The following is a 19,435-nucleotide window of genomic DNA, read 5'->3' as shown; positions in this document are numbered from 1 at the left end:
TACTCTGTCAAGGCTGTGGCCTGTCCATGCGCCGCGCCACCAGCCCGGCCCCGGCGGTAGCCACGCCGCCTATCAGGAACACCGCTTGCGGGCCGCCCGTATTCATCCAGATCACGCCGCCCAGCACTCCGTAAGCGATAGAAGCCACATGATTGATGGCCAGCCCGGTGTAAATGCTTGGCGTAATGTCTTCCGGCTTCTCGCAGATGCGGGCCACGTAGGTGCTCCGGGCCATACCCAGGGCGAACAGCAGGTTGTCCAGGACAAAGCAGGCGGTCACTACCCCCACGGCCCAATGCAGGGGCAGCAGCTCCGGCGCGAAGGCGTATGCCAGACACAGGAGGGACAGCGCCACGCTGTCGAAAATCGTCACCTTCCGTTCCCCGTAGCGCTTGATGCTCCAGCCGATAAGGGGTTGAGTAACCAGTCCGATGACACCGGCCATGAGCAGGGTTTTTCCGATATATCCGGGAGGCTGGCCCAGCGTGCTGACCATCAGCCAGAAACCAAAGGTCAGATAAAGCTGCTTGCGGATGCCGTGCAGAATTTCCAACCCATAATAAACGGCATACCTGCGCTTGAAGACGAAACATTGCCTCCAGCCGCGTCGCTGCGGAAAGACGGGCGTCTTCACCCGGCTCAGGAACAGGAACGCCAGCAGGCACACGCCCCCCGTGACGAAAAAGTCCACGGCAAAAGACTGGTTGAATTTCCACTTGATCCACACGCACAACGCCCCCAGCAACGCGGCAGCCGTTCCCAGAGCCTTCATCTGGCCAAGCCGCAGGCTGCAGTTTTCCGGCCTTGCCGTATGAATGACAATGGTATCAATCATGCCCATCAGGATATGCTGGCCCAGGCTCACCGTCAGAATCCATGCGGACAGGGTCCACAGGCTGGTTCCGGCGCCGCAGAAAGCCAGCGCGTACATGCCGCCGAACATCAGCAGGCACGCCACCCCGGCCACGCGGACCTCATTAAACATGAAAAGCAGGCTGACCACAAAAAGAGACAGGATGCCGGGCAATTCCCGGGGGAATTCAATCAGCCCGCGCATCTCCACGTCAAGATGCTGGGCATCACGAAGGAAATTGCTGAAAACGAGATCATACACACCGCTTCCGAACTGGCCCAGAAAAAGCGCCAGCAGCACAAATACCATCGTCTTCCTGATGCGGGGGGAAGCGGCTCCATTCATAGCGCGGGAATACTCTCACAGGCGCCCGGACGGAACAACCGCTATTTTCATGTGCCGGTTTTCTCTGCATTTGCAAAAATAACCTCGAAACGGAATTTTCCCGGAAAATGCCGCGTATTTACGTACGCTATGATTTCCAAGTGTACCTTTTCCGCCACGGTTTTCAGCCTGTTTTCCCTTTGCTGGGGCGCCCCATCCTCTCCGGTTCTCGAAGCGCCCCATACCATTCCCCTGCCCGCCGCCATGCGCGTCCAAACCGGAGAAAGCGGGTTTTCCCTGAAAAACGGCGTCAGGCTCCCGGAAAAAAATCCTCTTTCCAGGCAGGCGGAACGGATTTTCCGCGACAACGGGATCAACACGGCCCTGGTTAAAAACAACGCGGACATCATCTTTACGGAAGACGCTTCCCTGGGCAGGGAAGGCTACCGCCTTGCCGTAACGCCGGATTCCATCTCCATTGCCTCCGGTTCCGTGAACGGAACCCTGTATGCCCTTCAATCCCTCGTTCAAAGCATCGCTGCCGACAAAAACGGAGCTCCGGCCCTGCCCCGGATGGACGTAAAAGACCAGCCCCGCTTTTCATGGCGGGGCCTGATGGTAGACAGCTGCCGCCACATGATGCCCGTGCGGGACATCAAAAAAGTGCTGGACCTGATGGAACGGTATAAATTCAACACCCTGCACTGGCACCTGACGGACGACCAGGGGTGGCGTCTCCCAATCGCCAAGTACCCCAGGCTGACAACCGTGGGAGGCGCCCGGGCTCAATCCCCCGTCATCGGCAACCGCAATAAGGGAGACGGCATCCCCTACTCCGGCCATTACACCGCAGATGAAATCCGGGATGTGGTGCGGTACGCCAGAGACCGGGGCATTACCGTCATTCCGGAAGTGGAAATGCCAGGCCATGCCTCCGCAGCCATCGCCGCCTATCCGGAACTGGGGAATACGGACATCCCGGGTTATGAGCCTAGGGTGCAGGAAACCTGGGGCGTGCACTCCTATACCTTCTCCCCCACGGAAAAAACCTTCCGTTTTCTGGAAGACGTCATTGATGAAATATGCGCCCTGTTCCCGGACAGCCCCTACATCCACATCGGAGGGGATGAAGCGCCCAAGAATCAGTGGAAACAGTCCCCCACGGCCCAGCGGGTCATGAAGGACAACGGCCTGGCCAATGAACACGAGCTCCAGAGCTACTTCATCCGCCGCGTGGAAAAAATGATCAATAACCGCGGAAAAAGGCTCATTGGCTGGGATGAAATCCAGGAAGGGGGCCTTTCCCCCACCGCTACCATGATGGTTTGGCGCAGCCAAATGCCGCACATCGCCGCACAAGCCCTGGCTCAAGGCAACGATATTGTGATGACGCCCAACAGCCACCTGTACTTTGACTATGACCAGGGGCCCGGAAAACCCGCTGCCCCCGAATACGAGACGATTAATAACAATCAGCTGACCTGGCAGCATGTTTACGGACTGGAACCGGTGCCTCAGGGAACGCCCCGGGAACGGGAAAAGCAGGTGCTGGGCTGCCAGGCGAACATCTGGACGGAATATATCCCGAACCTGCCGAAATGGGAATACCATGTCTTCCCCCGCGCCCTGGCGCTGGCGGAAGTTGCCTGGACCCCGCAGGAGCTAAAAAATGAGAAAGATTTCCGTAAACGCCTCGACCGCCAGCTTCCCTTCCTGGACGCCCGCGGCGTCAATTACAAAAGACCGGACAATGGAGCCCCCGCACAGCCGAAGGCCGTCATTACGCGGGAACGCCGTTAAGCACGGCAGACGGGTTCCTGCGGAGCCTCCTTCCGGAGGCCGCATTATGGGCTAGCCAACCTTCATGAAAACCATTACATTGGCGGCATTATGAATTTGGAACTGCTTCGTCAGGTTTGCGTGACTCCGGGCGCTCCGGGGTTTGAAGACAAAATCCGCGATTTCATCATCCAGGAAGTGGCCCCGCTGGTGGACGCCGTGCGCGTGGACAACATGGGCAGCGTGATTGCCATCGTGGAAGGCAAAAACACGGAAAAAACCATGATGGCCGCCGCCCACATGGATGAAATCGGGTTCATGGTCCGTCACATCGACGACAAGGGGTTCATCAAATTCCTGCCACTGGGCGGCTTTGACGCCAAGACGCTGACGGCCCAGCGCGTCATCGTCCACGGTAAAAAAGACCTCATCGGCGTCATGGGCGTGAAACCCATCCACGTCATGTCCCCGGCGGAACGTACCAAGCTGCCGGAAGTGACCGACTTCTTCATTGACCTGGGCATGAGCAAGGAGGAAGTGGAAAAATACGTTTCCGTAGGCGACTCCGTTACCCGTGAACGGGATTTGGTGGAAATGGGGGATTGCGTGAACGTCAAATCTCTGGACAACCGCGCCGGATGCTACGTGCTGATTGAAGCCCTCCGCGCCATCAAGGCTTCCAGGAAGAAACCCTCCTGCAACTTCGTGGCCGCCTTTACCGTTCAGGAGGAAGTGGGCCTGAGGGGCGCGCAGGCCGGCACGCTGGACATCCAACCGGATTTCTCCATTGCCCTGGATGTCACCATCGCCTGTGACATTCCCGGAACTCCGGCGCACGACCAGGTTTCCCACCTGGGCGCAGGCGCCGCCATCAAGCTGTATGACGGTTCCGTCATTGCAGACCGCCGCATGGTCAAGTTCATGAAGGCCATGGCAGACGCCAACAAAATTAAATGGCAGACGGAAATGCTGCCGGCGGGAGGCACGGATGCCGGAGCCATGCAGAAATTCGTTCCGGGCGGTTCCATTGCCGGGGCCATTTCCGTTCCCACCCGCAATGTGCACCAGGTTATTGAAATGGCTCACAAAGACGACCTGGACGCTTCCGTAGCGCTTCTGACCGCCTGCGCCATGAACGTGGACAAATGGGACTGGTCCTGGAACTCCGTCAACGAATGCCCGGCGGAAAAACCCGCCAAGGCCGCAAAAACGGCAGCCAAGCCCGCCAAAGCCGCTGCCAAGAAGAAAAAGGCCAAATAACAGGTCTGGCCATTCATTCATCACTACCCGGCAGGCCGCACCGGAAACGGAGGCGGCCTGCCTGTTTTCAGCCTCCTTCAAATGTTCCGGCAAACTCCGGACACCGTCCTCCCCCATTCAGCCAGGCATACCGCAGGTTCCTGCGTCCCCCCCCGGAGGCTTTTTCAGACGGCCCTGCCATAAAAAAATCCTCCGGCATCTCGCAATGTCGGAGGAGAGACAATCCTGAAAAAGAAAGTTACTTGGCGGCGGGGGCGGACGCTTCCTTCTGGGCGGGAGCGGGGGCCGGAACTGCTTCTACCTCCACATCTTCCTCCACTTCCACATCTTCTTCCGGACCGGCAGCGCCGGTCTGCTTCATGGCGTCCTTCAGGGCCTGGCTTCCGTAAAAGTCGGCCTGCTGCAAACGCTGCATGTCAGTCATCATGCCCATGAAAATGGGCAGAAGCTCGGCCTGGCGCGCCTGCATGGCGGCATCCATTTCAGCCTGAACCTTCTGGGCGCTCTTGGAAAGGGCTTCCCCCTTTTCATTGATCTTTGCCATCTTTTCCGCAGCCGCGTCTGCAGTGGCCTTGTCCTTCACCGTGCTGAGCGTAGCGGACATTTCCTTCATCAACGCCAGCATCTGATCAGCGGCTTCCTTCGCTTCCTTGGAAACTTCAGCGGCCGGCGCAACGGGCGCGGCAGGAGTTTCAGCGGCGGGTGCCGGAGCCGGGGCATCCTGGGCGGAAGCCATACCTGCAAATGCCAGGGCACATGCCGAACTAATTGTTACAATGCTCTTCATAACGTTTCCGTTGTACAGGCTCGCCATGCACGCGTCAATGAATCATTGTGTAACGGCTCCCCGTGATGCCGCAGAAAGAGGAATTTGCGTTTTTTCCTCCCTTGAAGGATTTTTTCAGTTGCATCTTTTTAGAATTATTATAAATTTATTTCCGATGACTAAGACCATAGAAAACCTGAAAGCTGCCATTACGGGCGAAAGCACCGCCTCCGCCACTTACGCGGCCTATGCCGCCAAAGCCGCCCAGGAAGGGCAGCCCCTTATTCAGAAATTGTTTGAAGCCGCCTCCAAGGCGGAATCCGTCCACGCCGCCAACCACAACAAGGTTCTGGAAAAGCTGGGGGCAACAATGGAGCCCATCGATATCCAGATCCATGTAGGAACCACCGCGGAAAACCTGAAAGCCGCCATTGCCGGGGAAACCCATGAATTTGAAAGCATGTATCCGGAATTCATCGCTGTGGCGGAAGAGGAAGGGCAGAAAGCCGCCGTCCGTTCCTTCACGTGGGCCACGGAAGCGGAAAAAGAACATGCCGATTTTTATTCCGTCGCCCTGAAGGCCCTGGAAAGCGGAGATACCAGTTCCCTGCCCAGGCAATACTGGATATGCCTGGTTTGCGGAGATACGTTCAAATCTCTGGAAGGCGTGGATGCGTGCCCCCTCTGCGGCACCAAGGCTGAAAAATTCCTCGTCATCGGATAAATTCCGTTTGAGCACCGGAGGCCGTCCACGGCACCCAGGAACCGCCCGGAACATTCCGGGCGGTTTTCTGTTTTTGCCGCAGCAGTCCATGAAAGAAAACCCTTCCCTTTTTACGGAGGCGGCCCACACCGGAAAAAGCTTCTCCAACATTCTGCTTGCGATTCATTTTAAAACTCTTATAATTTCTCTTCGCTTTAAGCAGGAAGCATTCTTTATCCCTCCTTTGCGATGATCCCTCCCCATGCATCCGCCGGTTCCGCAGAACGGTATCCGTCCGCATACGGCCTGTCGGCCGCTGTCTGCCAGGCTCTGCGCGCCGCGTTCATTCCCCGCCGCATGCGCTGCCTGTGGGCAGCCGGGCTTGCGGCGGCGCTGGCGGCCAATCCCTATGTGCTCAACGATGGCCAAAGCCTGCTGATGAGCAGCATGGGCATCGCCTGCTCCGCATCCCTGCTCTGCGGCACCATTCTTCTCTGCCTGAAATACCGCTTCACCGCCTATGTCCTTCTTCCCGCCATCATTCTGTTCAATGCGGGCCTGTACATGATGCAGATGCGGTACGGATTGGTCCTGAACCTTTCCGTGCTTTCCAGCATGGCGGAGACCAATTTCCAGGAAGCCTGCGCCTTCTGCACCCCCGCTTCCATTGCAGGAACCCTGCTTCTGGCCGGGTTTATCTACCTGGCCATCTACTGGAGCCGCCGTTCCCTGCGTCAAAAAGCCACGTGGGGTGCACTGGCATGCATTTGGGGCCTGTACGCGGCCCTTCTGCTGCTGAGCATTCCGGCAGCCTCCTACAGCTTGGAACCCCTTTATCTTTACTACACGTCTGACAAGGCCAAAGGCTGGCCTCTCGTGGATATTGCAATGACGTGCAAACTGGCGGACGAATACATCACCCAGGATGCGGGGCGTTTCAACACATTGCGGAATCTTCCGTCCTGCGCGGAGCCCCTTTCCCAGTGCGAAGCCCCAGACGACCTGGCCGTGGTTTTCCACATGGGGGAGAGTGTCCGGGGGGACCATCTTCCCCTGAACGGTTACCATCGGAACACAATGCCCCGGCTTTCCAAAGAACCCAACGTCGTTTCCTTCCCGCATGCCACTTCCTTTGGCATCGTGACCAGAATTTCCGCCATCGGCATGTTTACGGATGCGGAACTGTGCCGCCGCACTCCCGGTCACTCCTCCTTCATTGACCTGTTCAACAAACACGGATTCCGCACCGTCCGTATCATGGACCTGAGCGGAGATTCCATTCATGATTATTCCCTGGGCATCCTGACACGGAACTGCCGTGAACGGAGACAGACGCCGCTCCAGCACCAGACGCCCGGAATGATGCAGGAACGAACTTCCCTGGTCATGGAGGAATCCCTGAAAAACTTCGGCCGCAACAGGCAGCTTTATATCATTTACAATAACGGGAGCCATATGGCGTTCAGCTACCCCGCGCAGGCGGAATGTTTTACCCCGGCATCCTGCAATATGGACGACCCCAAGGCCCGTCTGGAAGAAACCGTCAATGCCTATGACAATTCCATCGTCGACCTGGATGCCTCCATTCACCGCATGATTGCACTGTTGAAGAACAGGCCCGCCATTTATTTTTACTGCTCCGACCACGGCGTAGCGCTGGGAGAGGAAGGAAAAATGTTCCAGGGCCATATCCTGCCGCCTGTTTACCGGCCTGCCATGTTCATCTGGTATTCGGACACCTTCGCCTCACGCTATCCGGACATGGTGCGCGCCCTGAAAGCCAACCGGCTGAAAGCCGTCTCCCACGACCACATCTTCCATACCCTTCTTTCCCTGGCTTCCATCCGGTCGGAAATCGTCAGGAACGACCTGAATCTGGCTTCTCCGGACGCGCGGGAAACTCCGGCCCCCCTCCAGCCGGAAACGCTGGCGGAATGGCTGCCCATTCCCGCACCGCCGCAGCCGTAACAAGAGGAAGCCGCCACGCGCTCCGCGAGAAACAACAGGATGCGGCGGCTCCTACCGCACCCGGACTTGCAGTGGATGGCCGATGCACTCCCGGACACGGCGAGCCTCCGCTTCCCAGCCGGCAGCGGACCGAATGGGAGAAGCCTTGTCCCAAACCGCCCCCATGTACCATTCAAAGGGTTCTCCGTTCGCGACCTTCCTGAGCAAGTAGGTACAGCCTTCCGCATCCACCGCACGGCCTTCCGGAACCCAGGGCACGATTACGGCGGTTCCCAGGCATCCGTCATCCTTCCGGGGCCTGCTCCATGCGGTCATCAGGCCGCCGGACTCCCGGTCCTCCATAACCGCTTCATAATCATTTCTGCGCTTTCCGGTATCCATTCCCACACCGGCCTTCACCGTTTCAGCCCCCCGGACGTTCAAGACGCTGCGGACTTTGGAGAAACGGTTTCCCGCATCCAGCGTCACCCTCCGCGTCTCCGCCACACGCACGCCGCCGCCAATGTCCCACGGTGCATAAACCACCTCAAAAGCGGTCTGGACCGGGCCATTGTACAATGTCCGGGCGCTGGCCCAGTTTCCGGACACATGCGGTTTTCCATCCCTGAACACGGCAATGCCGCCGCAGCCCCGCCCCGGACCTACATTGTACATATCCAGTCCCCGACCGTGATCCCGGTGGTAATCCCCCCGTTTGTAAAATTCATTGATAACGGGAGTGCCCGCGCGCTTGCTCCATACATCCGTCCCACTGGAAACCAGGCCCTCTCCCTCAGGGGCAGGCCTGGCGACGGCCGGACCGTAAATCCGGTGCGCCGTAAGATCATTTTCCCATGCGAAATCATCCAGCCGCTCCGGTACCGGACGGCTGAAACAGACATCCGCGGAAGGAGCTTCGCCCAGGCAGGAATTCTCCAGAATCCAGAAATCACGAACCGTTCCGGGCCGGAAATTGCTCTGGAACAAAAGGGTATCCGTTGTTCCGTCACCATCCGTATCCGCCAGCTGATGCGGGATAACACGTCCGTGACGGACGTCAAAAACGCGAAGGCCGGCGGCATCACCGGAACCTCCGGACGGCCATGGAACCGACACGGTCTCAGCAGGGCGGAACCTGCCCAGGGGATTCGTAACGGTCACGGTCTTCTTCTGCGGATGATCCCGGTCAATGACATATTTACGCAACTCACTCCCGGCCATCAGGTAGGCCCCTGCGCCGTACACCTCCGTATCTTTCCCGGAATAATGGCCCGGCTTGTCCGCAATAGGCTGTACCCATCCCAGCGCGCCCTCCTTGCTGACCGCATCACAGGCGGCCTTCCAGGCCTTACAGATGGAGGGAAGGTATTCATCCGCATCCAGATATCCCTGGTTCACTCCCCACAGCATCCCGTACATGATAAAGAGGGTGCCGCTCATCTCTTTCAAGGGAGGTTCGTCCGGATCCAGCAGGCTCGCATGCCAGGAACCGTCGGGCGACTGGCATTTTTTCAGGGCTGCCGCCAGACGTTTAAGCAAGTCTTCATAAAAGGGGCGGGAAGGCCAGTCCGCAGGCATGTCCTGCAAAATAAGAGGCAATCCGGCAATCACCCAGCCGTTGCCCCGGCTCCAGAACATCTTTTTCCCATTTGCCGCCGGAACGGTAAAATAGCGGGAATCCCGGAAAAACAGGCCCTCCTCCCGGTCAAAAAGATAGTCGCAGGTAAGCTTGTATTCCCTATCCATAAACTCCAGATAACGGCGGTCTCCGGTATAGGCCGCCAGTTTCACGAACACGGGAGGGGACATAAACAGGGCGTCCGACCAGCTCCAGCGGTCCTGGCAGCCCGGAGTCAGGAATTGGAGGGAAGCGGAGGAAGGCCGGTTCATCACCTTGTCCAGCACGGCGCGGATCTTTTCAGCTGCGGCGGGATTGCCGTCTTCCATCGCCATCTCCATCCAGGCATGCCCCACGGCATGGTCGTCCGCATGATAATGCCGGTTCAGGGTCTTCCACCCCTGCTCTTCTCCCGCTTTTCTCAGCAACGGCAGCCCCGGCCCTTCCGGAACGGACAGGCCATATTGCACCAGGCCGGAATAAAAAGCACCGTAAGTCCAATGCAGCGGCGAACGTTTTTTGGGATGCTTCGCCTGCCATTCCGCCACCAGCTGAAGATTGTCCCGGATGGTCTTTTCATTCCAGTCTGCGGAAGCCCCGGAAACGGAAGTTCCTGCGGAAAGCATGGAAAGGACCGGCAACAGAAAGTATTTTTTCCATCCATTTTTTGAAAAGGCAAAGAAACGCATGTTATATTATACGGGAAAAGAAGGCTGGAATTTTCTTGCAACAAGAATTCTTCTTTTCCCGCGCTCCTCCAGACCGGGAAAGGGGCGCAAGGGCATATATGGTGCCATGACGGAAAAGAAGGCTGTGTTATCAATCATTTTTCTACCGTTATATACTATATATAGCATATGAATAATTATTTAACACATTATTTATACATTTTTCTTGCGGGAGGTCTCTTTCTGTGGTTCATTGCGTTCCAGCGCAGGTAACGGAAGACGGTGAAAATCCGTCGCGGACGCGCCGCTGTAACCGGTAGACGATGGACCGGACACTGGCTGCCCAGGCAGCCGGGAAGTCCCCATCACATGTCGCACCGGAAGCCAGAAGACGACCTGATGCTGCCGTATTCCCATCCCGCGGACAGGATGAACATACGCACAGGTCTTCGGCATGCCCCCCTTTCCGGGAATGCACGCATGCGGTTGGCCCCTGCCTATGGTTTTTCCAGGCTTTTGCCCAGGCTCGCGGATGAGCGGTCACCACCCTTTCCAAGCGAGACACCCATCATGGCAACAAGCATCATCAAACGTTCCGGGAAAAAGGAGCAATACCAGGGCTATAAGATTGAAGAGGCCATTAGAAAAGCCTTCCACAGTTCCGGGACCGCCTACAACCGTTCCATCTATGAAGAGGTGGAAGCCAAGCTGAGCCATCAGGACAGTGCGCATGTGGAAGAGATTCAGGACATGATTGAACGCGCCCTGTTCCGTTCCGGATATTTTGACACGGCCAAGGCCTTCATCACCTACCGTTTCCTGCACAAAATGCAGCGCGAACAGCTTGGCGGCCTTTATTCCGGCAATACCTATGTGGACTGCAAGCAGACGGTAGAGGAATATATCGGGCAAAGCGACTGGCGCATTGCTGCCAACTCCAATACCACGTATTCCAATGCGGGGCTCATCAACAACACGGCGGGCAAGGTGATCGCCAACTATTGGCTGGACCAGGTTTACTCCGCACGGGAAGGAGCCGCGCACCGGGAAGGGGATTACCACATCCATGACCTGGATTGCCTGACCGGATACTGCGCCGGATGGAGCCTCCGCAACCTGCTCAATGAAGGATTCAACGGCGTGCGCAGCCGCGTGAACAGCAGGCCGCCCCGCCACTTCCGGGAAGCCCTGGGCCAGATGGCGAACTTTCTGGGCATTCTGCAAAGCGAATGGGCCGGCGCCCAGGCCTTCAGCTCCTTTGACACCTTCCTGGCGCCCTACGTTTTTAAGGACCAGACGGACTTCCCCCGCATCAAGAAAGACATCCGCAGTTTTGTCTACAACCTGAACGTACCCTCGCGCTGGGGGCAATCTCCCTTTACCAATGTCACGATCGACTGGACTGTGCCGCGCGACCTGCGGGATCAGGCCCCCTTCAGCGGAGGGGAACACCTCTTTGAAGGAATAGAAGACGCGAACCTGCTCGCCCTGGCGAGGGAACGCGGGGCAAACAAGCTGACGGAACTGACCTACAAGCATTTCCAGAAGGAAATGAACCTGATCAACAAGGCCTTTTACGAAGTTCTCACGGAAGGGGACAGCACCGGACAGCCCTTCACCTTCCCCATCCCCACCGTCAACATCACGGAAGACTTTGACTGGGAAGGGGAAAACGTGCCTCTCCTGTTTGAAAACGCCGCCAAAATCGGTTCCTCTTACTTCCAGAACTTCATCGGCAGCCAGTACACCGTCAATGAACACGGGGAACGCGTGCCTGACGAACGGGCCTACAAGCCGGATGCCGTGCGTTCCATGTGCTGCCGCCTCCAGCTGGACCTGCGGGAACTGCTCAAACGCGGCGGCGGTCTCTTCGGCTCCGCGGAAATGACCGGCTCCATCGGCGTAGTGACCATCAACCTGGCCCGGCTGGGCTACCTGTTCAAGCAAAACCGGGAGGCCCTGTTCGCCAGGCTGGGAGAACTGCTGGACCTGGCCAAATCCTGCCTGGAAAAGAAAAGGGCCTTCGTTCAGGAAATGTATGACCGCGGCCTGTACCCCTACACCAAACGCTACCTGCCCACCTTCCGCAACCATTTCTCCACCATCGGCGTCAACGGCATGAACGAGCTGTTGCGCAATTTCTCCAACGATACGATGGACATTACCTCTGAAGAAGGCAGGGCCTTTGCTGAAGAGATCCTGGAATTCATCCGCTTGCGCATGCAGGAGTACCAGGAGGAAACCGGCAACCTGTACAACCTGGAAGCCACGCCCGCGGAAGGCACCACGCACCGCTTCGCCCGCGAAGACCAGAAACGCTATCCTGACATCATCCAGGCCGGCCCCGTGGGGCAGCGTTATTACACGAACAGCTCCCAGCTTCCCGTGGACCACACAAGTGATCTGTTCCGGGCGCTCCAGCTTCAGGATGAACTTCAATGCTGCTACACGGGAGGAACCGTCTTCCACATGTACATGAACGAAGCCATCAGCTCCCCGGAAGCCTGCCGGGACATTGTCCGCAAAGTGCTGACCCGCTTCCGCATGCCGTACCTCACCGTCACCCCGCTCTTTTCCGTTTGCGAGAAGCACGGCTATCTGCGCGGGGAGCACGAATACTGCCCCTTCTGCGATGAGGAGCTGCTCCACATCCACAGGCATGAATAAAATCCCTTTTCCAATAGGCTCCCGACTTCAAACCCAACCATTAATACGACAATGACCAAACAGGAAATATTAAGCAAATACGCACAGGACCGGACCCGCTGCACCGTTTACACGCGCGTCATGGGCTATCACCGCCCTGTAGAAACTTTCAACGCCGGCAAACAGGGCGAGTTCCATGACCGCGTCCACTTCGTGGAACCGGGCCGCCCCTGCTCCTGCTCCGCCCAAACGGAACAGCCGCGATAATTCTCCCAACAACATATGCGAAGTCGATGGGAACGGGTCGGGGCATAGCAGACATCACGCCGCTCACCTTGCTGGATTTTCCAAATAAGGTGGCCTGCATCTTCTGGCTGAGAGGCTGTAATTTGTTTTGTCAGTACTGTTACAACGTCTCCCTGGTCAGGGGAACGGATTCTCCTGCCGGAGACCGGACGGACTATCTTGATTTTCTCAGAGATCGGGTGGGATTTCTGGATGGGGTGGTTCTGTCCGGAGGCGAGTGCACGCTGTGTCCCGACCTTATCCCTATCTGCCGCAATATACGGCAGCTTGGCTTCGCAGTCAAAATAGACACCAACGGCACCCGGCCCGGCGTGGTGAAAACGCTGGTGGAGGAAGGGCTTTGCGATTATATTGCCCTGGATTACAAAGCGCCGGAAAAACTGTTCGGCTCCATTACCGGGCGTCCGGACTTATTCCCCTGCTTCACTCAAACGCTGGATTATCTGATCAACAGAAATTTCCCGTTTGAGGTTCGAACGACAATCCACTCCGGCCTTCTCGGGGAAAAGGAAATCAACCAGATCAGCGGGGATTTGACGTCGCGCGGCTATAGAGGAACCTACTACCTTCAGAATTTTTTTAATACAGAGGAAACACTCGGCCAAATCGGCGCTCCCGAACGGATGATTGACTTATCTCTGCTAAACACGCATATCCCCATAGGGTTGCGCAATTTTCCCATCACGGAGAAAGCTCCCGGCTCCAGCTCCGGGAAACGGCAGCCGTCCCCTCTGACATAATTTTTTTAAATAAAAGTTTCTATTTGTAAAATCGGGAAGTACCCTTCCGCCCGCCAACCATATTACCAGCTATTATTCATGAGTGAAACCCAAAACAAGCTGCTCAAGGCAGCTATCAGCCTGGCCGCCGCAGGAGTCGTCTTCTTCCTGCCTTTCGCTTCATGGGGAATCCAATTAAGCCCTATTGAAATCCGCGTCATCGCCATGTTTGTCATGGCGGCGCTCTTCTGGATTTTGGAACCCATCCCTATCTGGACCACCTCCGTGATGGTCATTACCCTGTCCCTGCTGTGCGTCTCCAACGGCTCTCTCTCATTCTTGATGCCGGAGCGCTATGACAAGGCGGCGGTATCCTCCATTCTGGATGACGCCATAGGCAAAGGGATCAATCCGGAGATAGTCGGCAAATTGAAGGAAAATGTCGAAAACCGGTTAAATAAGAAAACCAAGCTGGACGCGGAAGAAGTGAGGATGACCCTGGGGTTCCAGCTCATGGACGCTTATGAAAAAATAGACTTGAACGCACAGGAACTGTCCCGTGAAGGAAAAACGGAAGAAGCCGCCGGGCAGGAATCCATAGCCGCCCAGCTCAAGACCGCGGCCGGGCGCCTGTACAGCAAGGAAATAACCGCGCGCATCCAGGGGCTGCAATTTGTCAACACCATGCAGCAAAAATCCACGATGGCCACCTTCGCGGATCCCATCATCATGCTTTTCCTGGGCGGCTTTTTCCTAGCTGCGGCCGCAACCAAATACAGGCTGGACATGAACCTGGCCAAAGTACTTTTAAAACCCTTCGGCACCAATCCCAAATTCGTACTTCTGGGGCTGATGTCCGTAACGGCTCTTTTCTCCATGTTTATGAGCAATACGGCTACGGCCGCCATGATGCTCGCCATCCTGACGCCGGTGCTGGCCCTGTTCACTCCGGAAGACAAAGGCCGCGCCGCCTTTGCCCTGGCCATCCCCATCGCCGCCAACCTCGGCGGCATTGGAACGCCTATCGGCACGCCCCCCAACGCAATCGCGCTGAAGGCGCTGCAGGGTATGGGGCTGGACGTCTCCTTCGGCAAATGGCTCATGTTCGGCATTCCTTTCGTCATCGTCATGATTCTGATTGCGTGGCTTCTCCTGCTGTGGCTGTTCCCCATCTCTCAAAAGAAACTGGAACTTCAGGTGGGAGGGAAATTCCTGAGAACCCCCAAGGCCATTATCGTTTACGTCACCTTTGCCGTTACCGTCCTGCTGTGGGTAACGGGCAAGGGAGTACACGGGCTGGACTCCAATACCATCGCCATGATTCCCATCGCCGTCTTTGCCATTACGGAAACCATCACCAAGGAAGACTTGAAGAAAATGGGCTGGGACGTGCTCTGGCTGGTAGCCGGCGGCTTTGCCCTGGGGCTGGCCCTGCAAGACACCGGACTGGCAAAAAACCTGATCGGCTCCATTCCCTTTGCCCAATGGTCCCCCTTCCCGCTCATGGTGGGTACGGGAATCATCTGCCTGTTCATGGCCACCTTCATGAGCCATACGGCTACGGCCTCCCTGCTCATCCCGATTATCGCCGTTGTCGGCGTCAACATGGGTGACAACCTGGCCCCCCTGGGCGGCGTTACCGCCCTGCTGGTGTCCGTGGCCTTCGCCTCCTCCCTGGGCATGAGCCTTCCCATCAGCACCCCCCCCAACGCCCTGGCCTATGCCACCGGCCTGGTCAGCTCCAAGGGAATGGCCATTTCCGGCGTCATCCTGGGCATCCTGGGCATGATTTTAACCTACGTCATGATGATGATTCTTGCCCAATGCCATGCTTTTTAAGTAAGGTAATGTTCCATGCCGGGACATGTTGCCCCGGCATGGCCAACATCAACGGGAAAAGCGCCCTATGATCATTGAACAGGAAGAATTCCAGAAAAAACTAAAACGCATCAATCTGGCGTACTTCTCCGATCCGGACCGCATTATTACCATCAGCAGGGGAAACAGCGTCGTCCGCCAGGGGGAACAGAACAAAAGGCTTTACCTGATTTTATCCGGCAGCGTGGTTTCCTACCGCCACGTCGTTAAAGAAGACCCGGAAACAGCTTCCACTTCCCACAAAATCTACAAGGCGTTCCGGGCCGGTCCCGGAGACTATTTGGGAGTGCAGAGTTTCTTTTCCGGATGGTTCCGCAGCTCCTCCGATCTCATTGCGGAAACTGATTTGGAACTGGCCTATATCGACACCGCCACCCCTGCCGTGGACGTGGAACACTACGGCACGCTCCTGGAACAGTTTGTTCCCGCCATTGTCCATGAACTGGCGGCGCGCAATACCCGCGTCTTTGACCGCACTGCGGAAAAGGAAGAAGCGCTGCGGATGCTCCACCGTTCTGAAATGGCCGCCACCCTGGGGCAATTATCCGCTGGAATAGCCCATGAGCTCAACAATTCCCTGGGAGTCCTGTCCCGTAAAACAGACTTTGTTCTGGAAACCCTGGACAACATGTTCCGCCAGGAAAACGCCTTCCGCTACACCCTGTACAACAAAGGGTTGGAAGGGGCTTCCTCCTCATCCACTTCCGAACAGCGCAGGCTGGCGCGCCAGTTTGAAAAAAATTACGGGCTTTCCCAGGACGTGGCCAAGGCCCTGGCCCTGATTCCGGACATACAGAATCAGCCGGAGCTGCTGAACAAGCCATTCCTCAGCCAGCTGGAACAAAACCTCCCTTATTGGGAATTGGGACACGACCTGCACGATATGAAACTGGCTGTCAGGCATGCTACAGCCATTGTCCGTTCCGTTCGCCTGCTGGGAGGAGGCAACACCAGACGGGAAGAAGGCGTAAACGTGACGGACTCCCTTACGGAAGCTGTTGCTCTGGTCAAGTCCAGTCTGCGAGGCGTTGATTTTGAAATGGTCCTGCCTCCCAGAGACTCCGTGCCCGGCATCTTCGCAGATATGACGGAGCTCGTTCAAATTTGGATCAACCTGCTTCAAAACGCCTGCGACGCGCTGAAAATAGAAAATACCCCCAACCCTTCCATCCACGTAGAATGCCGGGTGGAAAAAATCAGCAGCAAGGACCAGACATCCCATACCACCCGTGAAATTCTGGTCTCCGTCACAGACAATGGCCCCGGCGTCCCAAAGGACCTGCATGAAAAAATTTTCCGTCCCAACTTCACTACCAAAAAGAAAGGTCTTTCCTTCGGCCTGGGGCTGGGGCTCACCATCGTCCGGCGCATTGTGGACAGCTACGGCGGCCGCATCCGCCTGGAGAGCGTTCCGGGCCATACCGTTTTTACGATAGTCATACCAACCATCAACAATCATGGAAAAAATTAACATCATTTGCGTGGACGACCAGCCGGAAGTCCTGGACAGCGTTTTGCGCGACCTTCGTCCGCTGAATTCCTGCTTCCGCCTGGAAGGGGTGGAATCCGCATCCGAATGCCGCGAGCTATTGGAAGAATTCGACCAGGACGGAGAACTGACGGGACTGATTATTTCCGACCACGTCATGCCGGGAGGTTCAGGAGTAGAATTGCTTGGAGGCATCGCCAAAGACGACCGTTTTGCCGGGACACGCAAAATCCTGCTGACCGGCCAGGCCACCCACGCGGACACCATCCAGGCCGTCAATGACGCACACATTGACAACTATCTGGAAAAACCCTGGGATCCCGCCGTTCTCCTTGCGACCGCCCGCAAACTGCTGACCAGGTTCATCATGGACAAGGGCATCGACCACATGCCCTATATGTCCTGCCTGGACCAGGCCACTCTGCTGGATTACCTGCGGAGAAACTGACGGGGCTGGAAGGCATACGCCGCACCCTCTACTTTTTCAACGCACGCATTCTCATCCTGACGGGCATTCCCCCTCCCTTCGTCAAGGAAGGGAACAAAACCGCTAACCGCCTTTATGTTTGATATCCTGCTCCATCACAGTACCCTGGTTCTTTTCGGAATCATATTTTTCGGCATCGCTCTCGGCAGCATTAAAATATACGGACTGAACCTGGGCCTTTCCGGCGTTCTTTTCGTGGCTCTGGCCGCCGGCCACTACCGCCTGGCCATTCCCGACGGCGTAGGGCAGCTGGGTCTGGCGCTCTTTGTGTACTGCGTGGGCCTCAGCGCGGGCAACCGCTTCTTTTCCGCCATCGCCAAGCAGGGCAGCAAACTGGCCATCATGTCTGCGGTGATTGTAGGAGTGTCAGCTTTATTCACCTGCCTCTTCGGCATCTGGTTCAAAGTTCCCGCGGGAATCTCTTCCGGCATCTTTGCCGGCGCATGCACCAGCACCCCGGCGCTGGCGGCCGCCACGGAAAGCCTGCCGGGAGCCTCCGGAAGCGGCGTCAGCATCGGTTACGGCATCGCCTATCCGTTCGGCGTGGTGGGCGTGGTCCTTTTCGTCCAGCTTCTGCCGCGCCTGCTGCACTTTGACCTCAACAAAGAGGCCAAAGCCATGCATTCCAGACAGGAGGTCAGCATCATTTCCCGCCTTGTCCGCGTCACACAGCCCAACCTGATAGGCCAGAACATTGCGGACTGCAAGCTGCTGGACGGCCTGCACTGCATGGTCACCCGCGTGGTTCGCAACGACAGGCTGATGCCTCTGACTCCGGAAGACACGTTCCGGGAAGGAACGGAAGTCCTCATCGTGGGCAACAGCGACACCATGCCCCACGACATCGCCTTTCTGGGGGAAGTATGTGACAATCCCTACCCCATGGACTCCCAGAAGGAGCGCCGCAAACTGATTCTGACAAACAAGAACTATGCCGGGCACAAGCTCCGCGACCTGAAAACCCTGCGTACGGACGGTATCATTATCTCCCGCATTTCCCGCCTGGGCTTCACTTTCGTCCCCACGGGGGAAACCACGCTGGAACGCAACGACGTGCTGACCGTGGTGGGGACCCCGGAAAACCTTACCAAATACGGGGACAAAATCGGCCACCGCAGCCAGGACATGAACCAGACGGACCTGCTTTCCCTGGGCTTCGGCCTCTCCCTGGGCATCATTCTTGGCCTGGTCAACTTCAGCCTCGGCAACGGCGCGGGAATCTCCCTGGGTATTGCGGGAGGCCCCCTCATCGTCGCCCTGCTGCTCGGCCACTTCGGACGGCTGGGCCCCATCGTCGGCTACATCCCGCGCCCCACGCGCCTTCTTTTACAGGACCTGGGGCTGGTCTTCTTCCTGGCTGACGCCGGCATCAAGGGCGGAGCGGACCTGGTGGATACGGTAGCCACCCACGGCGCGGCCGTCTTCATCATGGGCGTTATCGTCACCTGCTCCGGCATGTTTGCCGGTTACTTCGTGGGCATGAAGGTCTTCAAGATGAACATTCTGGAATGCCTGGGCGGCATCTGCGGCGGCATGACCTCCACCCCGGCTCTGGGGGCCATCGCCAGCAAAACGGACTCCCAGGCTCCCGTGGTCAGCTACGCCACCGCCTACCCCGTGGCCCTTATCCTGATGACCATCATTGCCAAGGTCATCATCCAGACCATCGGCGGCGTGGTGGGCATCTAGGACTGCCAGCAAATCCACAGGAACTCAATAAAGAATAAAGGCGGCAATAATTCTTTTATTGCCGCCTTCATGTTAGTGCCCCCTTAACGCAACTGCCCCAATATCCGGTTCAGCTGAAAAGCCGGAAAGGGATCATGCATTCCGTCACGGGCGTACCGTTTACACCTGCCATCTACCCCTTATGAAGAAGCGGCGTCAGAATGGCAAGTTGGCCGCATAACTCACAATATTAACAAAGCGGGGATGAAACCTGCGCCAAACGCCGGTTCCCACTATGAAAAAAGAACATCAGGCTGCTGGCGG

General features: G+C 57.1%; 14 protein-coding genes and 1 riboswitch. Of the genes, 11 read left to right on the top strand and 3 right to left on the bottom strand.

The window, feature by feature from the left end; translation table 11 throughout:
- Positions 1 to 7: 7 nt before the first annotated feature.
- The gene (locus tag AMUC_RS12765) at positions 8 to 1,198 is read right to left on the bottom strand and encodes an MFS transporter (RefSeq protein WP_012419917.1); all 1,191 of its coding nucleotides are present in this window, start codon (positions 1,196 to 1,198) and stop codon (positions 8 to 10) included.
- Between the two features lie 129 nt (positions 1,199 to 1,327).
- Between AMUC_RS12765 and AMUC_RS12760 the strand changes: the two genes are divergently transcribed.
- Together AMUC_RS12760 and AMUC_RS04695 are read left to right on the top strand one after the other, a co-directional pair.
- Positions 1,328 to 2,977, top strand: a complete 1,650-nt coding sequence (locus AMUC_RS12760; protein WP_012419916.1) for a beta-N-acetylhexosaminidase — start codon at positions 1,328 to 1,330, stop codon at positions 2,975 to 2,977.
- 90 nt (positions 2,978 to 3,067) lie between these two features.
- Positions 3,068 to 4,216, top strand: a complete 1,149-nt coding sequence (locus AMUC_RS04695; protein ID WP_012419915.1) for a M42 family metallopeptidase — start codon at positions 3,068 to 3,070, stop codon at positions 4,214 to 4,216.
- 238 nt (positions 4,217 to 4,454) lie between these two features.
- Here the strand turns inward: AMUC_RS04695 and AMUC_RS04690 are convergent, their stop codons facing one another.
- A complete protein-coding gene (locus tag AMUC_RS04690) occupies positions 4,455 to 4,952 on the bottom strand; it encodes a hypothetical protein (RefSeq protein ID WP_052294443.1) in 498 nt (165 codons plus the stop codon).
- A gap of 205 nt (positions 4,953 to 5,157) precedes the next feature.
- On the opposite strand from AMUC_RS04690, the gene AMUC_RS04685 reads away from it, so the two are divergent.
- Both AMUC_RS04685 and AMUC_RS04675 read left to right on the top strand, forming a co-directional pair.
- On the top strand, positions 5,158 to 5,706 hold the full coding sequence (locus AMUC_RS04685; protein WP_012419913.1) for a rubrerythrin family protein: 549 nt from the start codon (positions 5,158 to 5,160) through the stop codon (positions 5,704 to 5,706).
- A gap of 228 nt (positions 5,707 to 5,934) precedes the next feature.
- Positions 5,935 to 7,653 (top strand): phosphoethanolamine transferase, encoded by a 1,719-nt coding sequence (locus AMUC_RS04675; RefSeq protein ID WP_012419912.1) that lies wholly within the window; start codon positions 5,935 to 5,937, stop codon positions 7,651 to 7,653.
- A gap of 51 nt (positions 7,654 to 7,704) precedes the next feature.
- Here the strand turns inward: AMUC_RS04675 and AMUC_RS11890 are convergent, their stop codons facing one another.
- On the bottom strand, positions 7,705 to 9,876 hold the full coding sequence (locus AMUC_RS11890; protein ID WP_167525139.1) for a glycoside hydrolase family 88 protein: 2,172 nt from the start codon (positions 9,874 to 9,876) through the stop codon (positions 7,705 to 7,707).
- Between the two features lie 258 nt (positions 9,877 to 10,134).
- Positions 10,135 to 10,332, top strand: a riboswitch (cobalamin riboswitch).
- Positions 10,333 to 10,488: 156 nt separating this feature from the next.
- On the opposite strand from AMUC_RS11890, the gene AMUC_RS04665 reads away from it, so the two are divergent.
- The 7 genes from AMUC_RS04665 (at position 10,489) to AMUC_RS04635 (ending at position 19,132) form a co-directional block, all read left to right on the top strand.
- Positions 10,489 to 12,585, top strand: a complete 2,097-nt coding sequence (locus tag AMUC_RS04665) for a ribonucleoside triphosphate reductase (protein ID WP_012419910.1) — start codon at positions 10,489 to 10,491, stop codon at positions 12,583 to 12,585.
- 51 nt (positions 12,586 to 12,636) lie between these two features.
- Positions 12,637 to 12,831 carry an anaerobic ribonucleoside-triphosphate reductase gene (gene nrdD, locus AMUC_RS04660; RefSeq protein WP_012419909.1) on the top strand — a complete coding sequence of 65 codons (195 nt, stop codon included), beginning with the start codon at positions 12,637 to 12,639 and terminating at the stop codon, positions 12,829 to 12,831.
- A gap of 26 nt (positions 12,832 to 12,857) precedes the next feature.
- The gene (locus tag AMUC_RS04655) at positions 12,858 to 13,610 is read left to right on the top strand and encodes an anaerobic ribonucleoside-triphosphate reductase activating protein (RefSeq protein WP_012419908.1); all 753 of its coding nucleotides are present in this window, start codon (positions 12,858 to 12,860) and stop codon (positions 13,608 to 13,610) included.
- 78 nt (positions 13,611 to 13,688) lie between these two features.
- Positions 13,689 to 15,428, top strand: a complete 1,740-nt coding sequence (locus AMUC_RS04650; RefSeq protein ID WP_012419907.1) for an SLC13 family permease — start codon at positions 13,689 to 13,691, stop codon at positions 15,426 to 15,428.
- Positions 15,429 to 15,495: 67 nt separating this feature from the next.
- Positions 15,496 to 16,938, top strand: coding sequence for an ATP-binding protein (locus AMUC_RS04645; RefSeq protein WP_012419906.1), 1,443 nt, complete (start codon positions 15,496 to 15,498; stop codon positions 16,936 to 16,938).
- Positions 16,925 to 17,404 (top strand): response regulator, encoded by a 480-nt coding sequence (locus AMUC_RS04640; RefSeq protein ID WP_012419905.1) that lies wholly within the window; start codon positions 16,925 to 16,927, stop codon positions 17,402 to 17,404. The genes AMUC_RS04645 and AMUC_RS04640 overlap by 14 nt, the downstream gene beginning before the upstream one ends.
- A 114-nt stretch (positions 17,405 to 17,518) precedes the next feature.
- The gene (locus tag AMUC_RS04635; protein ID WP_012419904.1) at positions 17,519 to 19,132 is read left to right on the top strand and encodes an aspartate:alanine exchanger family transporter; all 1,614 of its coding nucleotides are present in this window, start codon (positions 17,519 to 17,521) and stop codon (positions 19,130 to 19,132) included.
- Positions 19,133 to 19,435 lie beyond the last annotated feature (303 nt).

The sequence above is a fragment of the Akkermansia muciniphila ATCC BAA-835 genome (assembly GCF_000020225.1).
Classification (GTDB): Bacteria; Verrucomicrobiota; Verrucomicrobiia; order Verrucomicrobiales; family Akkermansiaceae; genus Akkermansia; species Akkermansia muciniphila.
The sequence above is the reverse complement of the archived record's forward strand: the minus strand, read 5'-3'. Positions and strand labels throughout refer to the sequence as shown.